This window comes from Streptomyces sp. NPDC088766 (assembly GCF_044750845.1).
GTDB lineage: Bacteria > Actinomycetota > Actinomycetes > Streptomycetales > Streptomycetaceae > Streptomyces.
In genome coordinates, this window is sequence record NZ_JBIVKQ010000011.1 from 24,187 (window position 1) to 48,636 (window position 24,450).

General features: G+C 72.6%; 23 protein-coding genes and 1 pseudogene. 7 read left to right on the plus strand and 17 right to left on the minus strand.

What is annotated here, in order from left to right:
- Nucleotides 1-154: 154 nt before the first annotated feature.
- The gene (locus ACIP5W_RS17215) at nt 155-526 is read left to right on the plus strand and encodes an STAS domain-containing protein (protein ID WP_401473410.1); all 372 of its coding nucleotides are present in this window, start codon (nt 155-157) and stop codon (nt 524-526) included.
- Here ACIP5W_RS17215 and ACIP5W_RS17220 read toward each other — a convergent pair.
- On the minus strand, nt 513-668 hold the full coding sequence (locus ACIP5W_RS17220; RefSeq protein ID WP_401473413.1) for a hypothetical protein: 156 nt from the start codon (nt 666-668) through the stop codon (nt 513-515). The genes ACIP5W_RS17215 and ACIP5W_RS17220 overlap by 14 nt on opposite strands.
- Before the next feature lie 210 nt (nt 669-878).
- Nucleotides 879-1,628, minus strand: a complete 750-nt coding sequence (locus ACIP5W_RS17225) for an SDR family NAD(P)-dependent oxidoreductase (RefSeq protein ID WP_401473416.1) — start codon at nt 1,626-1,628, stop codon at nt 879-881.
- Between the two features lie 551 nt (nt 1,629-2,179).
- On the opposite strand from ACIP5W_RS17225, the gene msrA reads away from it, so the two are divergent.
- The 3 genes from msrA (at nt 2,180) to ACIP5W_RS17240 (ending at nt 5,052) form a co-directional block, all read left to right on the plus strand.
- On the plus strand, nt 2,180-2,692 hold the full coding sequence (msrA, locus tag ACIP5W_RS17230; protein ID WP_401473419.1) for a peptide-methionine (S)-S-oxide reductase MsrA: 513 nt from the start codon (nt 2,180-2,182) through the stop codon (nt 2,690-2,692).
- A 196-nt stretch (nt 2,693-2,888) separates the two neighbouring features.
- Entirely contained in the window at nt 2,889-3,650 is a 762-nt protein-coding gene (locus tag ACIP5W_RS17235) for a ZIP family metal transporter (protein WP_401473422.1), read from the plus strand.
- 514 nt (nt 3,651-4,164) lie between these two features.
- The gene (locus tag ACIP5W_RS17240) at nt 4,165-5,052 is read left to right on the plus strand and encodes an SDR family oxidoreductase (RefSeq protein WP_401473425.1); all 888 of its coding nucleotides are present in this window, start codon (nt 4,165-4,167) and stop codon (nt 5,050-5,052) included.
- A gap of 157 nt (nt 5,053-5,209) precedes the next feature.
- Here ACIP5W_RS17240 and ACIP5W_RS17245 read toward each other — a convergent pair whose 3' ends face one another.
- The 5 genes from ACIP5W_RS17245 to ACIP5W_RS17265 form a co-directional block, all read right to left on the minus strand.
- Nucleotides 5,210-5,872 (minus strand): fasciclin domain-containing protein, encoded by a 663-nt coding sequence (locus ACIP5W_RS17245; RefSeq protein WP_401473949.1) that lies wholly within the window; start codon nt 5,870-5,872, stop codon nt 5,210-5,212.
- Between the two features lie 79 nt (nt 5,873-5,951).
- Entirely contained in the window at nt 5,952-7,532 is a 1,581-nt protein-coding gene (locus ACIP5W_RS17250) for a sulfite oxidase (protein ID WP_401473952.1), read from the minus strand.
- Between the two features lie 277 nt (nt 7,533-7,809).
- Nucleotides 7,810-9,036 carry an MFS transporter gene (locus ACIP5W_RS17255; RefSeq protein ID WP_401473428.1) on the minus strand — a complete coding sequence of 409 codons (1,227 nt, stop codon included), beginning with the start codon at nt 9,034-9,036 and terminating at the stop codon, nt 7,810-7,812.
- Between the two features lie 246 nt (nt 9,037-9,282).
- Complete coding sequence (locus tag ACIP5W_RS17260) at nt 9,283-10,005, minus strand: VOC family protein (RefSeq protein ID WP_401473431.1); 723 nt, start codon at nt 10,003-10,005, stop codon at nt 9,283-9,285.
- A gap of 427 nt (nt 10,006-10,432) precedes the next feature.
- Nucleotides 10,433-11,050, minus strand: a complete 618-nt coding sequence (locus ACIP5W_RS17265) for a TOPRIM nucleotidyl transferase/hydrolase domain-containing protein (protein WP_401473434.1) — start codon at nt 11,048-11,050, stop codon at nt 10,433-10,435.
- Between the two features lie 426 nt (nt 11,051-11,476).
- Between ACIP5W_RS17265 and ACIP5W_RS17270 the strand changes: the two genes are divergently transcribed.
- Nucleotides 11,477-11,893 carry an SseB family protein gene (locus tag ACIP5W_RS17270; protein WP_401473437.1) on the plus strand — a complete coding sequence of 139 codons (417 nt, stop codon included), beginning with the start codon at nt 11,477-11,479 and terminating at the stop codon, nt 11,891-11,893.
- A gap of 165 nt (nt 11,894-12,058) precedes the next feature.
- Here the strand turns inward: ACIP5W_RS17270 and ACIP5W_RS17275 are convergent, their stop codons facing one another.
- Nucleotides 12,059-13,078 (minus strand): aldo/keto reductase, encoded by a 1,020-nt coding sequence (locus ACIP5W_RS17275; protein ID WP_401473440.1) that lies wholly within the window; start codon nt 13,076-13,078, stop codon nt 12,059-12,061.
- Between the two features lie 164 nt (nt 13,079-13,242).
- Between ACIP5W_RS17275 and ACIP5W_RS17280 the strand changes: the two genes are divergently transcribed.
- Nucleotides 13,243-13,833, plus strand: coding sequence for a TetR/AcrR family transcriptional regulator (locus ACIP5W_RS17280; protein ID WP_401473443.1), 591 nt, complete (start codon nt 13,243-13,245; stop codon nt 13,831-13,833).
- Between the two features lie 257 nt (nt 13,834-14,090).
- Here the strand turns inward: ACIP5W_RS17280 and lepB are convergent.
- From lepB to ACIP5W_RS17305, 5 genes and pseudogenes are all read right to left on the minus strand, one after another.
- Nucleotides 14,091-14,828, minus strand: a pseudogene (gene lepB, locus ACIP5W_RS17285) (signal peptidase I); the annotation flags it as partial.
- A 101-nt stretch (nt 14,829-14,929) separates the two neighbouring features.
- Nucleotides 14,930-15,955 (minus strand): alcohol dehydrogenase catalytic domain-containing protein, encoded by a 1,026-nt coding sequence (locus ACIP5W_RS17290; protein ID WP_401473446.1) that lies wholly within the window; start codon nt 15,953-15,955, stop codon nt 14,930-14,932.
- A gap of 337 nt (nt 15,956-16,292) precedes the next feature.
- Nucleotides 16,293-17,339 (minus strand): SPFH domain-containing protein, encoded by a 1,047-nt coding sequence (locus tag ACIP5W_RS17295; protein WP_401473449.1) that lies wholly within the window; start codon nt 17,337-17,339, stop codon nt 16,293-16,295.
- Nucleotides 17,340-17,342: 3 nt separating this feature from the next.
- Nucleotides 17,343-17,774, minus strand: coding sequence for an NfeD family protein (locus ACIP5W_RS17300; RefSeq protein ID WP_401473452.1), 432 nt, complete (start codon nt 17,772-17,774; stop codon nt 17,343-17,345).
- Between the two features lie 467 nt (nt 17,775-18,241).
- Nucleotides 18,242-18,718, minus strand: coding sequence for an SRPBCC family protein (locus ACIP5W_RS17305; protein WP_401473455.1), 477 nt, complete (start codon nt 18,716-18,718; stop codon nt 18,242-18,244).
- 229 nt (nt 18,719-18,947) lie between these two features.
- Between ACIP5W_RS17305 and ACIP5W_RS17310 the strand changes: the two genes are divergently transcribed.
- Nucleotides 18,948-19,481: a GNAT family N-acetyltransferase gene (locus ACIP5W_RS17310; RefSeq protein ID WP_401473458.1), complete on the plus strand. Its 534-nt coding sequence runs from the start codon at nt 18,948-18,950 to the stop codon at nt 19,479-19,481.
- Between the two features lie 213 nt (nt 19,482-19,694).
- On the opposite strand, the gene ACIP5W_RS17315 is transcribed toward ACIP5W_RS17310, so the two are convergent.
- From ACIP5W_RS17315 to ACIP5W_RS17330, 4 genes are all read right to left on the minus strand, one after another.
- Nucleotides 19,695-20,480: a hypothetical protein gene (locus ACIP5W_RS17315; protein WP_401473461.1), complete on the minus strand. Its 786-nt coding sequence runs from the start codon at nt 20,478-20,480 to the stop codon at nt 19,695-19,697.
- 55 nt (nt 20,481-20,535) lie between these two features.
- The gene (locus ACIP5W_RS17320) at nt 20,536-20,946 is read right to left on the minus strand and encodes a hypothetical protein (RefSeq protein ID WP_401473464.1); all 411 of its coding nucleotides are present in this window, start codon (nt 20,944-20,946) and stop codon (nt 20,536-20,538) included.
- 98 nt (nt 20,947-21,044) lie between these two features.
- A complete protein-coding gene (locus ACIP5W_RS17325) occupies nt 21,045-22,880 on the minus strand; it encodes a hypothetical protein (protein ID WP_401473467.1) in 1,836 nt (611 codons plus the stop codon).
- 405 nt (nt 22,881-23,285) lie between these two features.
- The gene (locus tag ACIP5W_RS17330) at nt 23,286-24,383 is read right to left on the minus strand and encodes a glutamate--cysteine ligase (RefSeq protein ID WP_401473470.1); all 1,098 of its coding nucleotides are present in this window, start codon (nt 24,381-24,383) and stop codon (nt 23,286-23,288) included.
- Nucleotides 24,384-24,450 lie beyond the last annotated feature (67 nt).

The following is a 24,450-nucleotide window of genomic DNA, read 5'->3' on the forward strand; positions in this document are numbered from 1 at the left end:
TCCACCCGAGCACGGATATCCCACCAGGTGACTACGTCTGCCCCGGATGCACCGTCCGGAACAGCCGATCGCGTGCACCCGGCCCGGGCGGTGAGGCAGAATCGTCCACGCATGATCCCGACCCGGAGCAAGCGTAAACGCAGTCGAGGAGACGGTGACCGACATCCCGAAAGCAGACCGGCCGGACGGGCTCGTCGTCGAGCAGAGCGTGGTCGACGGCGTACGCGTCGTGGTCGTGCGCGGCGAGATCGACCACGACGTCAAGGACGTGCTGAGCGAAGCCCTGCTGCCGCCACGCGGGGCGGTGCCGCCGTCACGGGTCGTGGTGGACCTCAGTGGCGTCACCTTCATGGACTCCAGCGGCATCAACGTCCTCGTCGTCGCCCACCGGGCCGTCAGTGCCACCGCGGGGTGGCTGCGCATCGCCGGTGCGCAGGCGCCGGTCCTGCATGTCCTGCACATCGTGGGGATCGACGAGATCATCCCCTGCCATGCCACCGTCGAGCAGGCCCTCAGCAGCCCCTGAGCAGCCCCTGACCCGCCCGTCCCGGCACGCCGCCGACGAGTGCGTCGGCGGCGAGTGCGTCGGCGGCGAGTGCGTCGGCGGCGACCGGGGCACCGGCGTACTCCCCGCCGCCGTACACCGGCCACGGCGACGAGCGGGCCACGGCAACGAGCGGGCCACGGCCGCTGCCCGGCTCCCGCGGGAGGGTCCGCTCCTCAGCGCCGCCCCCGCGGTGACCGCGGGGGCGCGTACTCACCCCGGCAGCCGTCGCGCTCCTGGTGGATCGGTCCTGCCCGCAGGCGCAGTCGCAGGGGCAGGCGGTGGAGCACGGGAGATCTCCTGCCGGGGGCGGACGGCTCGGACAGGTCCGGCTTCAGTCGGCAGCGGGCAGGTCGGTCGACGGCCCGGCGGTGGCGCCGCCGTCCAGGACGAACTCGACGCCGGTCGAATAGGTGGCGCCGGTGGCGATGAAGAGCACCATGCGGGCGACCTCCTCGGGCTCGCCGAACCGCGGGAGCGGCTGCGCGGCCGTGAAGGAGTCGTCGAAGTCGGCCGTCATCGCGGTGCGTACGGCCCCCGGATGGACCGAGCAGACCCGGATCCCGTCCGCGGCCAGTTCCAGCGCCGCGGTCTTGGTCAGGCCGCGCAGCCCCCACTTGCTGGCCACGTACGCCCCGATCCCCGTGTACCCGGTCAGGCCGGCGGTGGAGGAGATGTTCACGATCACCCCTCCCCCGGCCCGGCGCAGGGAGGGCGCCGTCGTCCGCATGCCCAGCCAGGCGCCCTGGAGGTTGACGTCGACGACCCTGCGGAAGGACTCGGGGGACTGCTCCTCGATGGTGCCCCACGCCAGGATCCCGGCGTTGTTGACCAGTACCGACACGGGGCCCGCTTCCCGTTCGGTCCGCGTGACGACGGTCCGCCAGTCGTCCCCGTCGCTGACGTCCAGGTGCGCGTAGCGGGCGGGAGGGCCGAGCTCTGCGGCCAGTTCCTCCCCCTCGGCGTCGGCGACGTCGGCCACGACCACGGCCGCGCCTTCGGCGGCGAACAGCCGAGCCGTCGCGGCACCGATCCCTCTGGCTCCTCCGGTGACGATCGCCACCCGTTCGTCGAGCACTCCCATTCATGGCCTCCTGAACCGGTTCGGGGCCGGGGCGGAGATCCGTCGACGCTGCACCGGGACGCCACGGTCCGTGATGATCGTGTGGCGCAGGTCCGGCCCGTGAAGCAGGTCCGGCGTCGGGGTGTCCCGGGCACGGGTCGCCCGGGTACGTCCGACGCCGGGAGTCGGCCGACGCCTGCCTGTATCTCCTCAAGCCCAGTGTGGGCAATCGGGACTCCGGGCGCACACCGGAAGGCTCTCGCCGGGCCCTGGCGCCGTCCGGCCCGGCCGTCCGGCCGACGTGCTCCCGCCTCGTGGACGGCCCGGGCCGCGTTGACGAGACCGGTGCGCCGCGGCCCTCGCGACCACCATCGCCTCGGCGCCCCCTGCCGCCCTCAGGGTCGGGGGATGCATGGAACACCCCCCTCCACATCGTCACCACCTTGACTGGTGACGGTTGAAGGTGAGATCATTGGCTCACCGCCCGCTCCGCCGAAGTTCGTCGACGTACGGGTTACCGGTCCGACCGCATGTGAGCACCTCGCTCACGAACGAGGAAGGGAGATCCCGTGATGAGTGACGACCAGCAGAAGGCGTGGCTGGCCGGCGGTTGCTTCTGGGGCATGCAGGAGCTGATCCGCAAGCTGCCCGGCGTGCTGAGCACGCGGGTCGGCTACAGCGGCGGCGGCACGCCGCACCCGACCTACCGTGATCACGGCAGCCACGCCGAGTCGATCGAGATCGTCTTCGACCCCGCCGCCACCGACTACCGCACCATCCTCGAGTACTTCTTCCAGATCCACGACCCGACCACGAAGAACCGGCAGGGCAACGACATCGGCGCCAGCTACCGTTCCGCCGTCTTCTACCTGGACGACGAACAGCGACGCATCGCCGAGGACACGATCGCCGACGTCGACATGTCGGGCCTGTGGCCCGGCCCGGTCGTGACCGAGGTGGTCCCGGCCGACGAGTTCTGGGAAGCCGAACCCGAGCACCAGGACTACCTGGAACGCTATCCGGAGGGCTACACCTGCCACTTCCCCCGCCCGAACTGGCGCCTGCCCAAGCGCGACGCGGTCTGAACCCGCTCCGTCAGGTGACCGGGGCCGCCCCGCCCGACGAGGCGGGGCGGCCTCCCGGGTCCGCGGGCCGGACCGTGCCGCCACGAGAGCGCCGACGGGCTGCGGAGAGACGGCCGCCGAAGGCCGCGGCCGTGCTTCCGGTCACACGACCGCACACCCGCGGAACGGCGACGCCCGCGCCGGGTACCCGGAGGTCATGACGGAAGTGGTACTGGCGGGTCTGTGGGGTCTGGTGGCGGGTTCGGCGTTGCTGCTCGGGGCGGCGGTGGGGTTCGGCCTGCGGGTACCGCAGAAGGTGATCGCCACGGTCATGGCCTTCGGCGCGGGAGTACTGCTGTCGGCCGTCAGTTTCGAACTGCTCTCGGAGGCGTACGACGAGGCGGGGCTCGCCCCTGCCGCGGTCGGCACCCTGGCGGGCGCCGCCGCCTACACCGCGGGCAACGCGTGGCTGGCCGGCCGGGGCGCCCGGCACCGCAAACGCTCCGGTCACCGGCAGGCGCAGGCCCAGCCCACGGAGGCTCAGCAGAGCGGTTCGGGCCTGGCACTCGCCCTCGGCGCGCTGCTCGACGGCATCCCGGAGTCCGCCGTCATCGGTGTGGGTCTGCTCGACGGCGGGTCGGTCAGCCTGGTGACCGTTGCCGCGGTCTTCATCAGCAACGTCCCCGAGGGACTGTCCAGTTCGGCGGGCATGAGGAAGGCCGGGCGCGGCAAGGCCTACGTCTTCGGGGTGTGGGGCGCGATCGCGGCGGCGAGCACCGTCTCGTCCGTCCTCGGCTACACGGTGGTCGGCCACTTCTCCGCGACGGTGATCGCCGCCGTGACCGCGGTGGCAGCCGGAGCGATCCTCGCGATGATCGCCGACACGATGATCCCCGAGGCGTTCGAGGACGCCCACCTGGCCATCGGACTGATCACCGTGAGCGGCTTCCTCGTCTCCTTCGCCCTCTCCCACGCCTGACCGCCACGAGCGGCGGACCGGCCCCGTCGGGCCTGACGTGCACCCGGCGGACCGTTCACCCCGTCGGGCGGGTCCCGCGGAAGGAGAGTCGGCCGAGTCCCGCTCGGGCGGACCGTGCCCCGACCGGTCCGTCGACCACGGGGTCGACGGCATCCGGCCCCGAGCCGGGGCCCCGTCCGGCCGGGAGACGCGTCCGCTGAGCCGTACGGCTGGATCGAGAGCCACCGGGGCGCGGAAGCCGGCTGTGCGGGTGCGGTCGGCGGGCCGGGCGGTCAGGCTGGGACCGGGCCGTCAACGGCGCTTCCTGCTGGATCGGAACGGACTCTCACATGGGCAAGGCGCGAGTGACCAGGACAACCACCAAGACGACGGCGGGCCGCCGGAGTGAGGCAGTGGGCGGTGGTCGCCGGCCCCGTGGCCGTGCGAACCCGACGGTGGCGGCGGACCCGGACGGCGGTTCGCCGTCGGTCGTCTCGCGCCACGCCGAGGACTTCGGAGCCGGGGGCGTCGCCGCGTGACGAGGAACGCGAGCCCGCTGCGTGGCCGTACGGCGGTGGTGACGGGAGCGGCACGGGGACTGGGAGAGGCGATCGCCGTGCGGCTGGCCGACCGTGGCGTCCGGGTGGCGCTGCTGGGCCGCGAGGAGGACACGCTGGCCAGAGTCCGGGAACGGCTGCCGACCGGGTCGCTGTGCTGGGAGGTGGACGTCACCGACGACGACCGTATGGCAGAGGTGGCCGACGAGGTGAGGGAGCGCCTGGGGGCACCGTCCGTGGTGGTCGCCAATGCCGGCCTGGCGGAGGGAGGGCCCTTCGCGCAGTCGGACCCCGCGGTCTGGCGCCGGGTGGTGGAAGTGAACCTGGTCGGCAGCGCCGTCACCGCCCGTGCCCATCTGCCGGCACTGTTCGACACCTGCGGCTACTTCCTCCAGGTGGCGTCGCTCGCCTCCATCGGAGCCGCGCCGATGATGAGCGCCTACTGCGCTTCCAAGGCGGGTGTCGAGTCGTTCTGCCACTCCCTGCGCGCCGAAGTCGCCCACCGGCGGGTGGGCGTGGGCATCGCCTACATCAACTGGACCGACACCGACATGATCCGCGACGTCGACGCCCACGCGGTGCTGCGGGAGCTGCGCGGCCACATGCCCCCGCCGGCCCGCAAGGTGTATCCCGCGCCCTTCGTGGCGGAACGGCTGGTCCGTGCGGTCGAGCGGCGCCGCCCCACCGTCTACGTGCCGTCCTGGCTGCGGGCCACGCAACTCGTCCGGGCGGCCATGCCGCCGGTGGTCACCGTGCTCTCCCGCAGGGAACTGCCCCGGCTGGCCGCCGCGCATCCCTTCGAGGCCACAGGCCTTCTGGGAGCGGGCGGCCGGGCCGACTCCCCGGCACCGGAACCCTCCGCCTGACAACGGGTCAGCGGGACGAGCAGGTCGGGGGTCCCGGGGGCCGCGGGGGGGGGGGGCGGGGCCCCCCCCCCCGCCCCCCCCTGTCGGGGTCGGCGCGGGGCCGGGGGCGCGCGGGGGCCGCGGGCCGTCGTCCCCGGCCCGCGGCCCCGCCCCGCCGTCAGCTGCTGCTGGGCATCAGGACGGTGTCGATGATGTACACGTTGGCGTTGGCGGTCTTGACGTTGCCGCAGACCACCTTGGCGGAGTCGTTGACCGTGTACGACTCGTCCGAGCCGGAGGTGGTCAGCTTCGACTTCTCCAGGGTGTCGAAGGAGCCGTTCTCCAGGTCCGCCGGGGCCAGCTTCTGACCGACGACGTGGTAGGTGAGGATCTTCGTCAGCGTGGCCTTGTCGTTGAGGACCTTGTCCAGGTCGGCCTTCGGGATCTTGGCGAAGGCGTCGTTGGTCGGGGCGAACACGGTGATGTTCTGGGCGTTGTTGAGGGTGTCGACGAGGCCGGCCTTCTTCACCGCCGTCACCAGGGTGGACAGGGCGGGGTTGTTGGACGCGGCGGTGGCCACCGGGTCCTTGGCCATGCCGTCGAAGGAGCCGGCGCCGTCCTTCGGCACCGAGGCGCAGGCCGGGCCGAACGGCTCGTCCATGGCGGAGGTGTTCGTCGAACCGTCCATGCCCTCGTCGGACGCCGTCGCCGGGGCCGCCGCCTTGCTGGAGGAGTCCGAGGAGGCGGAGTCACCGCCGTCGTCGGAACAGGCGGTCAGGGCCAGGGGCAGTACGGCGGCAGCGGCAACGGTCATGGCGATACGACGGACACGGGTGTTCATCATGGTTCTCTCCTGATGGATGGATGCAGCGAACGCTGCGTTCATGGGGGGAAAGGTGGCTTGTGTGGTCATGTGGGGGTCACTCGACGGTGACCACCACGGAGTGCCGGCCGCTGGCACCGTCGGGGATGGTGCGGGTGCGCCTGTCGGTCTGCACCGCACCGGTACGGTCGGTGGCGCGCACCGTGAGGGTGTGGCCGCCCTTCGTGGCCTGCCAGGGGAAGGACCACTGGCGCCAGGTGTCGCGCGAGCCCTCGGCCGCCAGGCGCGCCTCCTGCCAGGGCCCGTCGTCGACACGCACCTCGACCTTGTCGATGCCGCGGTGCTGGGCCCAGGCGACCCCGGCGACCATGACGGTGCCGGCCCGCGGGCGGGCGAACGGTTTCGGGGTGTCGATCCGGGACTGGGTCTTGATCGGTGCCCGGCGGGCCCACTTGCGTTTGACCCAGTAGGTGTCGTAGGCGTCGAACGTGGTCAGTTCGATGTCCTCGATCCACTTGCAGGCGGAGACGTAGCCGTACAGGCCGGGCACCACCATGCGGACCGGGAACCCGTGGGCGAAGGGCAGCGGCTCGCCGTTCATCCCGACGGCGAGGAGGGCGTCCCGGCCGTCCATGACGTCCTCCACCGGCGTTCCGAGGGTCATGCCGTCGACGGAACGCGCCACGAGCTGGTCGGCGGGTCCGCCCTTCGAGGGAGGCAGGACGCCGCACTCGGCGAGGAGATCGGCCAGACGTACGCCGGTCCAGCGGGCGTTGCCGGCGTAGGGGCCGCCGACCTCGTTGGACACGCAGGTGAGCGTGATGTCGCGCTCGATCAGCTCCCGCCGCAGCAGGTCGTCGAAGGTGAGCGTGACCGGCCTGGTGACTCCTTTGCCGTGGAGGCGCAGCCGCCAGGACGTGGCGTCCACCTTGGGCACCACCAGAGCGGTGTCCACCCGGTAGAAGTCCTTGTTCGGGGTGACGAAGGGGGTGATCCCCGGGATCCTCAGCCGGGTGCCGCGGGGAAGCGGCGGAGCGGCCGATCCGGGGGACGGCAGGACGACGTCCTCGCGGGAGGCGACCGCGTCGCGGCCGCTCGATCCGTTCAGGGCACGGCCGAGGGCGCCCGCTCCGGCCGAGGCGACGGCTGCGGCGGAGGCCGCGATCACGAAGCCGCGGCGGTCCCAGCCCGGGACCTCGGAGGCGTCGCGCTCCGGGGAAGTCCCGTCCGGGAGGTCCGGCGCAAGATCGCGTGGCTCCAGTCGGCCGGCGAGGAAGTACAGCAGCGCCGCTCCGACGACCGCGCCCACCGCGGAGGGCAGCGCGTCGGTGAAGCCGTCGGAGTCGGGCCGGCCGAGCGCCGCGGCCGCTCCGGCCACCCCGAAGAGAAGAACTCCCCCGGCGCCGAAAAGCCGATATCGCAGGGCGAGAACGCCCAGCGCTGTCGCGCAGAGGGCCAATACCGCGAGAATTCCGAGCTGGAGCACCAATTTGTCGTCGGTGCCGAAATTACGGATCGCCCAGTCCTTCACGGCGGCGGGCGTACGGTCGATCGCGGCGCCGCCCACGGCGATGACCGGACCGGCCTGCGGGCGCACCCACGCCGAGACCAGCTCGGCCACGGCCAGCGCCGTGCCGCCCGCCAGTACGCCGCTGAGCGCACCGAGCCCCGTCCGCATCGGCGAGCGGGGTTTCCGCGGTTTCTTCTCGTCGTCCGTCACGTGGGGAATCCGGCCCCGACGGCCTCGCGGATTGGTCACTCATCCGATCGAGGGAATTTCTTTTTCGGACCAATCCGCGGCTGTTCGGGCAACGGATATAACCGTCGCGTGCACGACGCCGTCACGCCGGGCACCGGCCTTCCCCACGCGCCCCACGTGTTCGCGGATCCCCTCCGGGCGGCAGGCGGCCGCCCGGCACCGCGTGCCGGAGGACCGCCCGCGGAGGGCGCCGACGTCAGGGGTGCGCCGCGGGGTCAGGGGTGCGCGGGGTCTCGGTGGAGCGGGTGCCGACGGCAGGGGCCAGGGCGATGGCCACGGCGGTGAAGACGAGGACGACGATCATGGCGGTGCGCAGGCCGTAGTGGTCACCGAGGAAACCGAGGCCGGGCGGGCCGACGAGGAACGCGACGTAACCGATCATGGCGACGAGGCTGACCCGGGCCGCCGCGTCCGGGCCGGAGTCGCCGGCCGCCGAGAGCGCGACGGGGAAGCCGAGCGAGGCTCCCATGCCCCAGAGCAGCACGGCGGCGCCCGCCAGGGGGGCGGAGTCGGCGAAGGCGACGACGGCGATCCCGAGAGTCGCCGAGACGGCGCTGGCCCGCACGACGGGCGCGCGGCCGACGCGGTCGATGAGGAAGCCGCCGCCGAAGCGGCCGATCGTCATGGCGGCGGCGAACCCCGTGTAGACGGCGGACCCCAGGGCGGGGTCCACGCCGTGACCGTCGACCATGAGGAGGGGCAGCCAGTCGTTCGCGGCGCCCTCGGCCAGGGCCATGGCCAGGATGACACCGCCGATCAGGAGCAGCCGCCGGTCCTTCCGGGCCTGCGCCCGGGTCGACGCGGTACCGCTGTCGGACCGCCGGTCCCGGTCCCGGTCCCGGTCCCGGGACTTTCCGACCCCGCCGGGGACGGCGCGCAGGGCGTGGGCGAACATGCCGGCCGTGACGGCGACGACGGCGGCCAGGTGCCACTGCACCGGAACGGCGGCCGCGGTGCACAGGATGCCGCACGCGGCTCCCACGACGGTGCCCAGGCTGAAGAAGCCGTGGAGCGTGGGCAGCACCGTCCGCCCCGCCAGCCGTTCGACTTCGGCACCGTCGACGTTGACCGCCACCTCTCCACCGCCCATGCCGGCGCCAAAGAGGAACAGACCGGCGGTGACGACGGGAGCGGAGGTGAGCATCGTCCCGGCGCCGATGACCGTCATGCTGAGGATGACCAGCAGCGTCCCCGCGCCCATGACGGGCCGGGTGCCGAACCTGGCCACCAGCGCTCCGGAACCGAGGATGCCGATCATGGAGCCGACGGAGAGCCCGAACAGGATGATCCCCATCTGCGCGGTCGACGCGCCGAGCAGGTCCCTGATGTCGGGCGTCCGCGTCACCCAGGAGGAGATCGACAGACCGGGTACGAGGAACAGGAGAAACAGCGCCGTTCTGCGGCGACGCGTGGCCAGGTCCATGGATGAGGTGTTCTTTTCGCGCGAATGTGGTGGATGTGACGGATGCGGCGGATGCGGCGGGGCGAAGATCACCCTGCGCCGAGTCCGTTCGAACGTACACGCTGGTGACGGGCCGAGGAAGACGATCACCAGCCGGTGCCGCGAGGTGACGGACGGCGGGGCCGCCTCGTCCCGGGTACGGATCCACCCACCGTGCCGACCTGTTCGGAAGGCCACCGCGGCTGACGCCCCCTCCGGGCGTCCTCGTCATCGAGGGGGCAGCACGCAGAACTCGTGGCCGTCCGGGTCGGCCATGACCACCTGGTCGGTCCGGCCCTGGCCGATGTCGATGCGCTTCGCTCCGAGGGAGACGAGTCGGTCGACCTCCGCCTGCTGGTCGCCGTCGGCGGGCGGTGCGATGTCGAAGTGGAGCCGGTTCTTACCGGTCTTCGTCCTCAGCGGCGGGCCGCCCCACGTGACCTTGGGGCCGCCGTGCGGGGAGCGGATCGCGGTCTCCTCGTCCTGGTCCCAGACCAGCGGCCAGTCCAGCGCCCGGCTCCAGAAGTACCCGACGTCCTGCGAACCGTCGCACGCGAGCGCCCCGATGAATCCGCAGTCCGCGAGGAAGTCGTTGCCCGGCCCGACGACGCAGAACTCGTTGCCTTCGGGGTCGGCGAGCACCACGTGCCCCTCCTCCGGGCGTTGGCCGATGTCGATGTGCCGGGCGCCGAGTTCGACCGCCTTGGCCACGACCTGCCGCTGGTCGTCGAGGGAGGTGCTCGTCAGGTCGAAGTGCATCTGGTTCGGGCTCGTCTTCCGCTCCCGGGTCGGCAGGAACCGCATCCGGAACCCCGTGTCGTCGCCGGGCAGGAGCTGGATGCCGCCGGGGGAGTCGTCGGTCCTCTCCCATCCCAGGAAGTCGCCCCAGAAACGGGCGAGACGGGTGGGGTCGTTCGCGTCGAAGGTGAGCGCGTGCAGGTGAGAGGTCATTGCTCGGGTTCTCCGATCTGTCGGCTCGCTGTCTCACCGCCCGTGGGGGCGCCCCCGCGGGGGGGGGGGGCCCCCCGGGGGGGGCGGCGGCGGGGGGGGGGGGGGCAAGGGGGGGGGGGGGGGGGGGCCGGCCCCCCGCGGGGGCGCGGGGGGGGGGGGGGGGGGGGGGGGGGGCGGCGGGGCGGGGGGGGGGGGGGGGGGGGGGGCCCGCGCGGGGGGGGGGGGGGCCCCCCCCCCCCGGGGGCCCCCCGGGGGGGGGGGGGCGCCCCCACGGGCGGTGAGACAGCGGGAAGGCTGCTGTCATCAGGTCGTGGCGGGAGGCTGCCGGCCCTGCTCGGGCGGCGTCATCGGGTCGGCTCCCTCGTGACGGCGCCCGATCGCCGTCGCGCCGGCAGCCCTTTGGTCCTTCGCGTCGCGGGGCTGTCGGTCACAGGCTCCGGAGGAGGTCGTCGAGCGGGGCCGGTACCCGGTCGGGGGTGAGTGCCTCGACCAGGAGGCGGCCGTAGCGGATCTTGCGGCCCTTCTTCGTGCCGAGGAAGCGCCGCAACTGCTGCGGTCGGGGCCGGCCGTGCTGGGCGGGCTGGTGCAGGAAGGTCTGCCAGGCGCGGAGGTCGCCCCCGGCGCGGACGACCTCCTCGACCTTCGCCGGACCCAGCGCGCGGATGAGTTCGTCCTCCAGGTCCGTCACGCACACGAAGAAGTCCCGGCGCGGCGCCCCGGCCCGCTCCAGGCCCCGGTCGTAGAAGGGCTGTTCGCGTTCGTCGCAGAGTCCGGCCAGGCGCAGGCCGAGGCCGGGCGGGCCGAGGACGTCGGCGTGGCGGGCGACGCTCATCGCCCCGCCCATGGACACGACGCACACCCCTTCGACGGCCAGGTCCCGGCCGCGCCGTGCGGCCAGCGCCTCGACGGCGGCGAGGTCGCTCGGCCCTTCGAGCAGCACCGCGGTCCGTACTCCCAGGCACGCCGCCAGATCCCTCGCCGGTCCACCGGGACCGCCGGCGGCCCAGGCACTCACCTCGTCCCGGAACGCCCCCATGTCGGCCATGGGGCGAGTCTGCACCACCGTCGATGTCCCGGCACGGCATTTATCCGACGGCTGTCCCACGGCCCTCCGTTCTCGACGGGGAGGGGAGGCGGGTGGTCCGTGCGCTCGTACCGGCGGCGCGGACACGTCGACGGCGGCGATGTCGCGTCGGGCGCTCATGAGGGCGTCGGCGCCGTGGCGGCGGATCGCCTGCGCGCCGGAGCCTGTCGCACGAGCAGCCCTGTCGTCCTGGTGATCCACGGCGCCGTCGAGGATGCCGGGCCGGCGGCCTGCGGCTCGTGCCGGGAGCGGGAGGGACGGGCGGGCGTCCGCGCCCGGGTACCCCGCATGGCCCGACCTGCCCCGGGTACCGGGAAGGTGAAGCCGCGCGCCGCCCGGCGCACCCCGCACCGGGCGGTCCGGCTGGGGCCACGACGGGGTGAAGCCATGCGCGACGACAGCATCCCCGAGGAACTGCTCGTGGCGGCCGCCCAGGAGGCGCTGCGCGACCTCAACCGCACGCCCGACGACCGGACGGTGCTGGACACCCTGGTCGCCTGCGACATCCTGGTTCCGGAACCGGACGAGTTCGTCGCCCGCCATTTCCCGCAGGACGGCAGGCTGACCCTCCCGGTGATCGACGACCCGCCGCAGCCGCACACGGTTCCCGTCTTCACCTCCGTGGAGCGCATGCTCCACACGCTCCCCGAGGTGCACATCGGGCATCAGGTGCAGCTCGGTCTGCTGGCGGCCAACTGGCCCACCGACGAGGAGTTGGCGCTCGCCATCGACCTCGGCCATCCCGACGGCCTGATCTTCGCCGGACAGGACGTCCACACCCTGCTCGTGCCGCCCCGGAGGTGACGGGCCGCTCTCCCGCTCGCCGGCGGGTGGCGACCCCGCCCGGCCCTCACGGCCGCCCCGGGACGGTGGGCCGAGGCGGACGGCGGGCCGAGGCGGACGGCGGGCCGAGGCGGACGGTGGACGCCGTTCCTCGGACACCGCCCTTCGTGCGCCGCCCCTCGGGGGTCAGCGGCGCCGCAGGGACGGGTCGAGCAGCGCCGGCGGGGTGTCGTGCTTCTCGTGTGCGGCCAGGTCGGTGCCGGGGGCCACGACGGCGTCGATCGCGTCGAGCACGTCGGCGGAGAGCACGGTGTCGGCGGCGGCGAGCTGCGCGTGCAGGTGGTCCAGCGTGCGGGGACCGATGAGCGCGCCGGTCACGGCGGGATGCGCGGTCACGAATCCGAGGGCGAGCTGGATCATGGTCAGGCCGGCCTCGTCGGCGACCCCGGCCAGCTGCTCGACGGCGTCGAGCCTGACCCGGTTGGCGGGGAGGGCGGTGTCGAAGCGCTGCGGCATGAACGTCGAGCGGCTGGTGGTGATGTCGCGGCCCGCGCGGACGGCGCCCGACAGCCAGCCCGAGGCCAGCGGGCTCCACACCAGGACGCCGAGCCCGTACTGCTCGGTCACGGGAAGCACGTGGGTCTCGATCCCCCGCTGGAGGATGGAGTAGCTCGGCTGTTCGGTGACGTAACGGCCGAGGTGGTGTTCGCGGGCGGCCCACTGTGCCTGCACGATGCGGTGGGCGGGGAAGGTCGAGGAGCCGAAGTGGCGGATCTTGCCCGCGCGTTGGAGGTCGGTCAGGGCCGACAGGGTCTCCTCGTCGCTGGTGCTGGGGTCCCACCGGTGGATCTGGTACAGATCGACGTGGTCGACGCCGAGGCGGCGCAGGCTGTCGTCGAGCGCGCTGAACAGCCAACGGCGGGAACCGCCCCGGTGGTTGCGCTCGTCGCCCATCGGCATGCCGGCCTTGGTGGCCAGGACGATGTCGTCGCGGCGGCCGGCGACGGCCTTGCCGATCATCTCCTCCGACTCGCCGCCGCTGTACACGTCGGCGGTGTCGATGAGGTTGATGCCGGCCTCGAGGGCGGCGTCGACGATGGCGGTGACCTCGTCCTGGGTGGTGCGTCCGAGCGCGCCGAAGTTCATCGCGCCGAGCGCGAGCGAGCTGACCTGTACACCGGTTCGGCCCAGGGTGCGGTACTGCATGAACGTGTCTCCTCCGTCAGCGGGTGAAGCGTGGTGGGAGTGCGTGTGGGTGGCTTGGCCGTCGGTCCGGGCTCTGACATCATGAGCAAACGGAACCTCGTTCCGGAAAAGACGATACGGAACGACGTTCCGCTTTGCAAGGCGAGCAGGAGGAGGAGCCGGACGTGGGCGACAGCGACGAGCACGGGAAACAGGCGGCGGAGCCCAGGCGGAAGGACGCCCGGCGCAACAAGGAGAGCCTTCTCGACGCGGCCGCCGCCGTCTTCGTCATCTCGGGCGTGGACGCGCCGGTCCGCGACATCGCGGCCCGGGCCGGCGTCGGGGTGGGCACGATCTACCGCCACTTCCCGACGCGGGCGGACCTCATCATCGCCGTCTACCGGCACCAGGTCGAAGCCTGCGCCGAGGCCGGTCCGGCGCTGCTGGCGACGAGCCCGACCCCGTACGCCGCCCTGCGGCAATGGATCGGCCTCTTCGTCGATTTCCTGGTCACCAAGCACGGCCTCGCCGCCGTGCTCCAGTCCGGCGACGCAGGCTTCGAGACGCTGCACGCCTACTTCCTCGACCGCCTCGTGCCCGTGTGCGGCCAACTGCTCGAAGCCGCGGCCGCCGCCGGGGAGATCCGCTCCGGCCTGGAGGCCTACCCGCTGATGCGGGGCGTCGGCAACCTCTGCATCGGCGCGGAGGACGACCCCCGCTACGACGCCCGCCGACTGGTCGAAGTCCTCGTCGCGGGACTACGCCGGCCGATCTGACCCGGCCGCCGGGCCGGCCGGGGCGCGCATCGGCCCGTCGGCCCCGGCACGAGAACCGAGACGGGCACGCTGGGCCCTGTCGTCACCTTCCCGCCGTCCGCCCGGAGGACGGGCCCTGCGGCGTCGGATGCGTGCTCCGGCGTGCCGGGCCCTGATCCTCGTACCGGACCGTACCCGGGTCAGGGCCCGGTGCGGCGAGAGTGCGTGCACGGCGTCGCGGGGCAGGCGGGAAGGTGACGACAGGGCCCAGCGGTTCAGCCGTCCTGGTCGAAGGCATCGGGAACCGGCAGCGTGCCCCAGCGGCCGAGCGGCCAGGCCTTCACCACGGCCCGCCCCACGACGTCACCGACCGGAACCATGCCGTGGTACTTGTCGTCCTGGTTGTAGCGCGAGTCGCTCGACGCCTGACGGTGGTCGCCCATGACCCAGAGATGGCCGCGGGGAACCACGACCCTGAACCGACCGCCTCCGTCGTCGTCGGTGCACGGCGTGTTGCCCGCGTACACGTACGGCTCGTCCAGCGCCTTGCCGTTGACCTTCAGCGGACCGGTCCCGCTGCACTCGACCGTGTCTCCGCCGACCCCGATCACCCGCTTGATCAGGTCCTTCTCCCCCGCCGACGGCATCAGGCCGATCCAGCTGAGGAAGGTCTGCACGGCGTTCGGTTCGGGTGTCGCCCTGCCCCTGAGCCACCCGTCCGGGTCGTGGAAGACGACGACCTCGCCGCGCTCCGGCTCGGAGCCGAACCACGGGGTGAGCTTGTCGACCATGACACGGTCGCCCACCTGGAGCGTGTTCTGCATCGATCCCGACGGGATGAGGAACGCCTGCACCAGGAAGGTCTTGATCAGCAGGGCCAGCACGAGCGCGATACCGACCAGGACGGGCAGCTCCGTCCACAGGGATCGCCGCTTCTTCGGCCCCGGGGCCGTCTCACCCCGCCCCTGGTCCTCGGACCCCGCAGTCCTGGTGGCCTCGCCCGCCACGTCCCCCACGCCCACTCCTCACTCCGTGCCGCCCCCGCCCCGTGCACCGGAGCAGGCCCATGCCCCACCTAACGAGCGGGAGTTCCGCAGGTCTCGGTGAGCCCGGCCCGTCATGCCGTGGTGAGCACCATGCGGAAGCGGGCGGTGCCGGCCAGCATCTTCCGGTAGGCGGCGTCCGCCTCGCTCAACGGCACGGTCTCGGCCACGGGCCGGATCCCGTGCAGGACGCTGAACGCCATGGTGTCCTGTACGTCCTGTGCCGTGCCCGACGGATGGCCGCGCACCGTCCTGCCGCGCAGGATCAGCTGGAACGGGCTGATCCCCAGGGGCTCGGGTGTTGCGCCGATGACCACCAGCTCACCTCGGTGCGTCATGCCGTCGACCGTCGCCGCGATGGCGTCGGAGTTGCCGACGGTGGCCAGGACGACCTTGGCGCCGCCCAGTGACTGCAGGGCTTCCGCGACCGGGACGGCTCCCGTGCTGTCGACGTAGTGGTGGGCGCCGAGCCGCTCGGCGAACTCGGCCTTTTCGGCACCCCGCGCGATGGCCACGGTCTCGAAGCCCATGGCCGCCGCGTACTGCACCCCCAGGTGACCGAGACCGCCGAGGCCCAGGACGGCCACCAGGTCGCCCGGCCGGGCCGAACTGCGCCGCAGCCCGTTGTAGGTCGTCACACCGGCGCAGGCCATGGGTCCTGCGTCGACGGCCGTCAGGGCGTCCGGGATCCGGGCCAGCGCGTCGACCGGAGCGATCATCGTCTCGGCGAAGCCCCCGTCGTAGGCCCAACCGGGAACCTTGAGGGTGTCGCAGACGACGAAGTCACCCTGCCGGCAGGGGGTGCAGTGACCGCAGCTGCCTCCGAACCAGCCCACCGTCACGCGGTCCCCGACGTTCCAGCCGTGGCTCCCGGCCCCTTCGCCGAGTTCCTCGACACGCCCGGCGACCTCGTGTCCCGGAACCAGCGGGAACCGCACGCCGGGCATGCCCCCGCTCACGAAGAAGTCGTCGCTGTGGCAGATTCCGCAGGCCTCGACGGCCAGCCGTACGTGCCCCGGGCCGGGGCCGGGGACCTCCCGCTCGACGATCGAGAACGGCCCGTTAGCGGTGTCGACCTGCGCGGCTCGATAAGTGTCCATGTGAGTCTCCGGGATCGGAAGACGGCGCTCGGCGCACGGGACGGCGACGGCCGGCCGCACGCGGGAGGGAGACGGCGGGGCCTTCCGCGCCGGCCGCCGACCTCGAGTCACCGGTGGGGTGCCGGGCCGGCGCTCCCGGCCCGACGGTCGTCCCCTCGCGCGATCCGGCGCGAGAGCACCTCCATCCCACCACCGCACAGCCGGCCCGGCAACAGCTGCCGCCTCGCCGCACGACCGCCCCGGCTCCGCGGCGATGGCTCCCGTCGCCGGGGAGTCGGCGCAGCAACGGCAACGGCCTACCCGTGCACCCGCCCGGGCGACGGCAACCTGACGCCGGTCACCCGTTTCCGGGGCTCCGGTCGTCGGGGAGGGCGCGGGGAGCGACGCTGTCGGCCCTGGCAGCGTCGGCGAGGGCCTCGGCGGCCGCCTCCGCGGCCTGCGCGGCGTCGCTGGCCGCCTGGGCCGCCCCGCCGTCCGAGCGCTTCTCCCGGGTGGCCGGCGACTGGGGCAGGACCTCGCTGAACGCCCGTGACACGTCGCTGAGCGCGGAGGTGATCTCGCTGGGGATCACCCAGAAGTTGTTGCCCGGCCCCTGCGCGAGGTGGGGCAGCGTCTGGAGGTACTGGTAGGCGAGCAGCTTGGGGTCGGGATCGTTGCGGTGCACCGCCTGGAACACCTCGTCGATGGCCCGGGACTGCCCTTCGGCCTGGAGGATCGCGGCCGTGCGGTTGCCCTCCGCGCGCAGGACGGCGGCCTGCTTGTCACCTTCGGCGGTGAGGATCTGCGACTGGCGTTGCCCTTCGGCACCGAGGATCGCGGCCCGCTTGTCCCGCTCGGCCCGCATCTGCTTCTGCATGGCGTCCTTGATGGACTGAGGAGGGTCGATGGCCTTGATCTCCACCCGGTTGACCCTGAGACCCCATTTGCCGGTGGCCTCGTCCAGCACACCGCGGAGCTGGCTGTTGATGGTGTCGCGGGAGGTGAGGGTCTTCTCCAGGTCCATGGACCCCACCACGTTGCGCAGGGTGGTGACGGTGAGCTGCTCCACCGCCTGGAGGAAGTTGGCGATCTCGTAGAAGGCCGCGCGCGGATCGGTGACCTGGAAGTACAGCACGGTGTCGATCTCGACGACCAGGTTGTCCTCGGTGATCACCGGCTGCGGTTTGAAGGAGACGACCTGTTCCCGCAGGTCGATCACCGGATACACGCGGTCGATGAAGGGGATCACGAGGTTGAGACCGGGTTTCAGCGTCCGGTGGTAACGGCCGAGTCGTTCGACGTTGCGGGCACGCGCCTGGGGCACGATGCGCACCGCCCGTACCACGACGAGGACCGCCAGCAGTGCGACGATCAGGCCGGCGATGAGGAACGCCGAAGCTTGCATGGTTCACTCCCGGGGGTAGACGAGTGCGGTGGAGCCGCTGATCTCCATGACGTCCACGGCCGTTCCAGGGGGAATCACCAACGTCTCGTCATAGGCGCGCGCCGTCCACTCCTCGCCCTCGATCCGGACTCTGCCACCGACTCCGGTCACTTCGGAGACGACGTAGGCGGACTTCCCGACCAGTGCGTCGACGCCGAACCGCTCCGTCTGGGGCTGCAGCACGTGTCGCAGCGCGACCGGACGCAGGAACACCAGGCTGAGTGTGGCGACGACGGTGAACACCAGGAATTGGAAGGGCTCGGGCAGCCCCAGGGCAGCGGTTCCGGCCGTGATCAACGCGGCCCCACCGAGCATGCCCAGTGCTGCGGTGAGCGTGAAGATCTCCGCCAGGGCGAAGACCCCCGCGACGATCACCCAGATCAGCCACGGCTCCACAGGGCCCCCTTCCGAGGACGCGAGCGCGTGAAAGGGGACACACCGTCCGTGGTCACGGTACGGCCTGCGCGTCACCCGGACAGACACGCGCGAGGAGTGCTCACACACCTCGCTGCTGCCCGGGCGACTGCTTCACGCTCTCTTACGGAGAGACCCCTACCCATCCCGGCTCCGGAGAACCGGCGCCGGCGCGGGCGATCGGCGGGCTTGGTCGATCTGCACGGGTGACCACCGACCTGAACCTGCTGCCGCGTGTCGCCCATCTCGGGAAGGAGATCACCGCGCCTCGGCTCCGTCGTCCCCCCGCCCCCGGATCCGAGGGCGGGGGGTCCCGCCCTCCCCCGGATCCACGGGTACGGGTCGAGGCGTCTTCCCGCATCCCGCCCCTTGTCGATCGCCGCGGTCGGTCGGGCGGCCTGGTGCGGCCTGTGCGGCGGCTGCCGCGGACCGGGAGCGGGGTGGCCGTGTCAGAGCGCGGGGCCGGCGTCGCCCGGCCTGACACGGCCGCGCCAGGCTCCGGACTCGCTCCCGTGCTCCTCGACGTACTGCTTGAAGCGCTTCATGTCGCCCTTGACGCGCCGGTCGATCGTGCCGAGCGCATCGGCGGCCTTCTCCGCCATTCCGCTCGGTTCGATGTCCATCACGAGCTCCACCCGGGTGTGCGTGTCGTCCAGGCGCTCGAACCGGACCGTGCCCTTCTGCTGGGTGTCGCCGCTGGTGGTGCGCCAGGTGATGCGTTCGTCCGCGAGCTGGTCGACGATCTCGGTGTCGAACTCGCGCCGGGTTCCGCCGATCTTGGTCGTCCAGTGGTTGTGGCGGTCGTCCAGCTGCCTGACCTCCTCCACGCCCTCCATGAACCGGGGGAACTGCTCGAACTGTGTCCACTGGTTGTAGGCGGTGCGGACGGGGACGTCCACCTCGACCGTTTCCTTGACCCTGCTCATCTGCGCGCTCCTTTCTCACCGGCGATCCCGGGGCCGTCGGCCACCGGACGGTCACCCACCGGACAGATCGGCCCGACAGGTGGTCGGGCCCGTGGCGACGAGTACCCGTGGTCCCGCCGGATACGACTGCACCACCCCGTTTTCCGGATCATGCCCTTGCGTCGACGAGGTCGAGGAGGCGGCCGTAACACCCGCGCGAGGGACCCTCCCGATGCGTAATACTCTCCGTATGACGTCAGGTGTTACACCGCGGAGCGGACCGGTCACCGTACGGCGGGCCGTCGCGAAGGACGCCAAGCGGCTCACGCGGCTGGTGCGTGGCTCGCGGGCCTACGAGGGGCAGTACGCGGCCATGGTCGCGGACTACCGGGTCGGGCCCGGCTACATCGAGGCCCACCGCGTTTTCGCGGCCGTCGCCGATGACGGGCACGCGGGCCGCGTCCTCGGTTTCTACTCGCTGCTCCTCGGCCCGCAGGAACTCGACCTGCTGTTCGTCGCGGACGAGGCGCAGGGCCGCGGCATCGGACGGCTGCTCGTCGCCCACCTGCGGACCGAGGCTCGCGCCGCAGGGATCGACCGCGTCCGGGTGGTGTCGCATCCCCCGGCCGAGGGCTTCTACCGGAGCATGGGCGCGGTGCGCACCGGAACCGCGCCCGCGAACCCGCCCGCGGTGGGGTGGGAGCGCCCCGAGTACGACTTCCTCATCGCACCGGCACCGGCACCGCCGACGCCGCCCACGGCTTTGGCGTCCCCTCGAGTCTGAGACAACGCCGCCGGCCGGGGCCTTGCGGACGCCCAGCCGACTGGACCGATCACGCGGCCGTGCTGCGCCGCATCCTGCCGCGGTTCGCCACGGCCCTGGTGGCCGGTCGCGCGGAACCCCTGTTCGGACCGGGAGGAGGCTGGAGGCCCCGAGCTTGTCGGGGTCGATCTAGTACTTCAGATGAATCGTGATCATGGCTGCATCATGGCGTGTTCAGGACGGCTCCGGCGCCGGGCACTGCGTGGACGGCGGGCAGAACCACGCGCGCGCCGTGTCGAGCAGTTCGCGTTCGTCCTCGGCTCCGTCGTCCTGTGCGCCGTAGGCGATGAGGGCGTAGCGCTCTCCGTCGACGGCCTCGAAGCGGTGGTCGATGACGTGGTACGCGGAGCCGGCGGCGGGTTCACCGCTCAGTTCGTCCGCGGTGTACTCGTGCTCGGCCGCCTCGTTCCCGGACGGGTCCGGCACGTACTGCACGTGGATCTCCTGGTACCCGTCGAGTTTGCTCGCCGTCGCCCGGGCCTCGACCACCGAGGCGTACGGGGAGTCCTCCATGAGCTGGAAGACCTGGATCCTGCGGACGCCGTCGGGCGCGCGGTACTCGACGATGTCGATGCCGTACTGCGACGGGCCGCTGTCGCGGGACCATCCCTCGGGCAGGGCGATACGGAACCCCTCGGAGTCGTCCAGGGCCTCGTAGCCCGACGGCGGCGACGGCGATGCCGTGACGCTCGGGTCGGCCGTCGTCCCCTCCCCCGCGGCACCGTCGTCGGTCGCGCCCGGATCGACGGGCGCTTCCTGGGACGGCGGACGGTAGGGTTCCGGCTCGTCCTTCCAGGCCAGGGCCCACGTGCCGAAGGCGACCCCGCACACGGCGAGGACGACCGCGGTGCGCTGGAGGGCGTTTCGCTGGCGCGGCAGGTCGAGATACTGCTCGACGTGGAAGAGGCGTTCACGTCGTGATCCGCCCCACTCCTGCCGCTCGGTGTCGAACACTCTCATCGCTGCTGTCCTCCGTGCCACGGTGGCGGGTCCGTCATCGGGTGGGGCCGGCTCGTCAGCCGAGCAGTTGGGCGACACCCTGGACGACGGCGGTGGCCGAGGCGACCGCGCCGACGGCGGCGCCCTGGGACCCGAGCCAGCTCCGCACTCCGCCCAGCAGCCGGGTGAGCCGGCCGGTACCGGCGGTGCCGGCCCCGGCGATCTCGGCCTCGGCCTCGGCGAGTTCGCCGTCGAGCGTCGCGTCCTCGGCGCTGCGGTCCGCCACCGGCGGCAGTGCGCCGCGCAAGTCGCGGATGGCTGCCAGGAGTTCGGCGTGACGGGGATCCGGTCCCGCGCCGGTGGTGTTGTACGACGTCGCCGTGCCGTGGCTGCCGGTGGCGACCGATCCTCCGGTCATCGAGCCGATGTTCACGCTGCCGCCGCTGCTCGACGGCTGCTCCGGACCGCTGTGTCCGCTGCTCGACATGGGGGCGTCCCCTTTCTCAGGGCGTGTGGTGCGCTTCTCGGGGCGGGTGGTGCGCTTCTCGGGGCGGGTGATCGGCCCGGCGGGGCCGTGTTCGCGTCTCAGGGGGTGTGACCGGCGCGGGTCGCCGACGCGGGCGGTGTGGTGGCGTGGTGGGCGGCGCTGCCGTGGCTGCCGGTGGCCACCGCGCCGCCGGACATGTCCTTGATGAAGACGCTGCCGCCGCTGAGCTGGTAGACGTGCTGCTCGAACTCCTCGGTGCGGTAGCCGTGCGCCTTGAGGGCCTCGCGGACCCCGTTGACGATGCGTTCCTGGATCGTCTTCACGTAGCGGGTGCTGTCCATCCGCTGGAAGGCCGACAGCCCGTCGGTGCTCACCAGTTCGCGGAGGGAGACGCGCGGCACGTCCGGGAGCACCTCGCCGTCCTTCCAGCCGGCCGTGAGGGCGTTGCGCAGGGTGGCGAGCCCTCCGATGCCGGTGTCGACAGCGATCTCCGGCGCCCGTCGCAGGGCGCGCAGGGCGGCGCGGATCCAGGTCTCGGGAAGCTTGTCCACGAAGGTGTCGACGGAGCGGAAGTCCTTGCGGACGGGGCCGAGGACGAAGGGGAGCACTTCGAGCATGAGCATGCGGCCCTGGGTGTGCACGCGGACGAGGACGGTGACGACGACCTGTTCGTGCCAGGCGCCGACACGGACGCGCAGGAACACGCGCCGCCCTTCGCCTCCCTCGTCGACGGCTTCGCGGAGGTGGGCGGCGACCTGGGCGGGGTCGTAGACGGACAGGCCCCGGTCCCGGCCGGCTCCGTGCGGGAGGGCGGCCGGGTCGGGGACTCCGCCGACCGCCAGTTCCTCGTCGCGCGCCACGCCTCCCGGCAGGTAGACGAACCGCTCGACCTCCAGGTCGCGAAGCCGGTCACGGCCGCTCAGGGCGGCGGACTCGCGCAGCCGGGTCAGCTGCGGTTCGATCATGGAGAGCGCGGAATCGGCGGTCAGGGGGCCGCTGATCTGGTGGGGCACCACAGTGCCGTCGGTCCTGTCGGGAGCGGCGTCCGCGGTGCCGGCGCCGCCGGCCCCCGGGTCCCGCTTGCGCAGTTCCATCGCGAACGACCAGGGAGTTCCCTGCACACCGAGGCCGACGAACGGGCTGCTGTCCCCGTACAGCGTGAGCGCGGCCTCCTGCTCTCGCCGGACGTCGTCGCGCACCGTCTCGTACAGGTGCCCGGCGGGCAGCTCCGGCTGAGCGGCGGTGGGGAAGGTCCAGCGGGCCAGTCGCAGGCACAGGGCCTTGCGCTGCCAGGTCTGGTACCACCAGACGATGAGCGCCATCGCGAGGGGGAACAGGAGCGGGTACGGCGTCTGGACGTCGCCGCCGAGTACGCCGCGGACGTACCAGAACCAGTAGAAGAGGGTGAGCGCCCCGGCTCCCAGGGAGAGCAGGGAACCGGCGCCGTCGGCGGCCTTGGCGACCGGGTCCGGTAATCCCGCGGAACGGGCGGCGCTGCCACTGCCGCGGGCGGTCCGGGCGAACCACAGCGCCAGGCAGACCATCGCGTACAGCACGGACCAGGGCAGCGGCATCCCGCCGGTGAGCCGGTCGTCGCCTTCGAAGAACGCGGCGATCACGTCACTGAAGCCGACGTCGGCGCCGTCTCCCCGGCGGTCGGAGAGGCTGTCCCAGAACATGATCACGTCGGAGAGGAAGAAGCCCGCCCAGGCCCCGAGCATCAGCAGTGCGGCGCGCGCCTCCTGCCGGGTCACCCGCAGGGCGTGGGACAGCACGGGCAGGACGTCGACCCCGTTGGGTGCGGCGACCGGCCGCTCGCGGTGGTCGAGCAGTTCCTCGATGACGCGTCGTCGGAAGCCCGCGTCCTGATAGACGCCGGCGCACAGCAGGCGGGTGGCCTCCGTACGGCTGTAGCGGTGTTCCGGAAGGCTCACGCCAGACACGTCGCTCCCCCTGATGGTCCGTCAACTACCTGTCGCAGCATGCCGTCGGGCAACTCGGGGCATGTCGGCCCGCATCGGCCCCACCGGTCGCTCCGGCCGCCCCGGCAGGCGGCCGAACCCCCCGCGGACGACGCCTCACGGGGTGACAAGGACGGCCGCCGGTCACTCCCGTGTCGCGAGGGTTGCGACGGCAAAAGTACTGCCGCCGTGATGCGGCTGGGAAGGTTTCACCCGCAGCTGCTCGATGGAGTGAAAGACGGTGAACCAACTGGACGGAATGCTCCGGCGCCGGTATGCGGCAGCCTGGGTGCGAGGCCGACTCGGGGGTTCCGGCGGCGGGCCGAGCCGGCGGGAGTCACCCCTGTCGACGGCGAGGTCACCGACCCGCCCCAGCGCTCACGACGCGGTGCTCTCACCGGTGAGCAGGTCGACGACCGCGCGCATACCGCCCTGCGCGAGGGCGGCCCGTTGCCGGTCGGCACCGGTCCCGTACTGCAGGAGGCGGTGGACGAGGGCCGTGACCTGCCGGGTGTCGCCGGCGGCGTCGAGAGCGGGGGCGATGTGCCGCAGCAGCCCGCACAGCACGTCGCCGGCGCGGCGCAGGTCGCCGTCCGGGCCGATCAGGGTGTCGTCGAGGCCGTGCCGGGCAGCGTGCCACATGGCGGCCTGCAGCAGTTCCGGCGCCCGGTCCGGCGGCGGTGCCTGGCCGGCGGTCGCCTCGGCCAGGGCCGTCTCCACCAGAGCCCGGACGATCCCGGCGAGCATGACGGCGTCGTCCGCGTGGAGCTGGACGTCCGGACAGCGCACCTCGACCGTGGGGTAGCGCTCCGAGAGACGGGCCTGCCAGTACACCTGCCCGGTGTCCGAGATCAGACCGCTCTCCACCAGGCGCTGCAACCGGCGGTCGTAGTCCGCCGCGTCGCGGAACGAGGGGGTGACGCCGGTGACCGGCCAGCGGCTGAAGATCACCGTGCGCCAGCTGGCGAACCCGGTGTCGTGGCCGTCCCACAGCGGGGAGTTGGCCGACATCGCCGTCAGCACCGGCAGCCAGACCCGGATCCGGTTCAGCACCTGCACGCCCGCCTCCCGGCCGGGCACGGCGACGTGTACGTGCATGCCGTTGACCAGCTGCTCCGCCACCAGCTGAGGTGCCTGCACCACCATGGCGCGGTAACGCGCCTCGTCGGTGACGCCCACGGGCCGGCCGTCCCGCAGCGGCGGCGTCCCCGCGGCCACCATCCGGCAGCCGTGCTCCTCGGCGGCCGCGCCGACCGCGTGCCGCAGACGCAGCAGATGTCCGCCGACCTCCTCCAGCGTGTCGCACACCGGGGTGCCCACCTCGACCTGGACCTGGAGCAGTTCGGACTGCACCTCCTTGCCGCGCGCGAGGTCGGCCAGGTCCGCCGCCAGACGCACCTTCTCCGAGTACGGCACCGGAAGGCCCACGGCGGGGTCAACCAGCAGGTATTCCTCTTCCACGCCGATCGTCGTCATCGACCGCCCTCTGTTCCCCTGGGGCACTGTCGTGGCCGGGCTCGCGACGCGCCCACGCCCGTCCGGC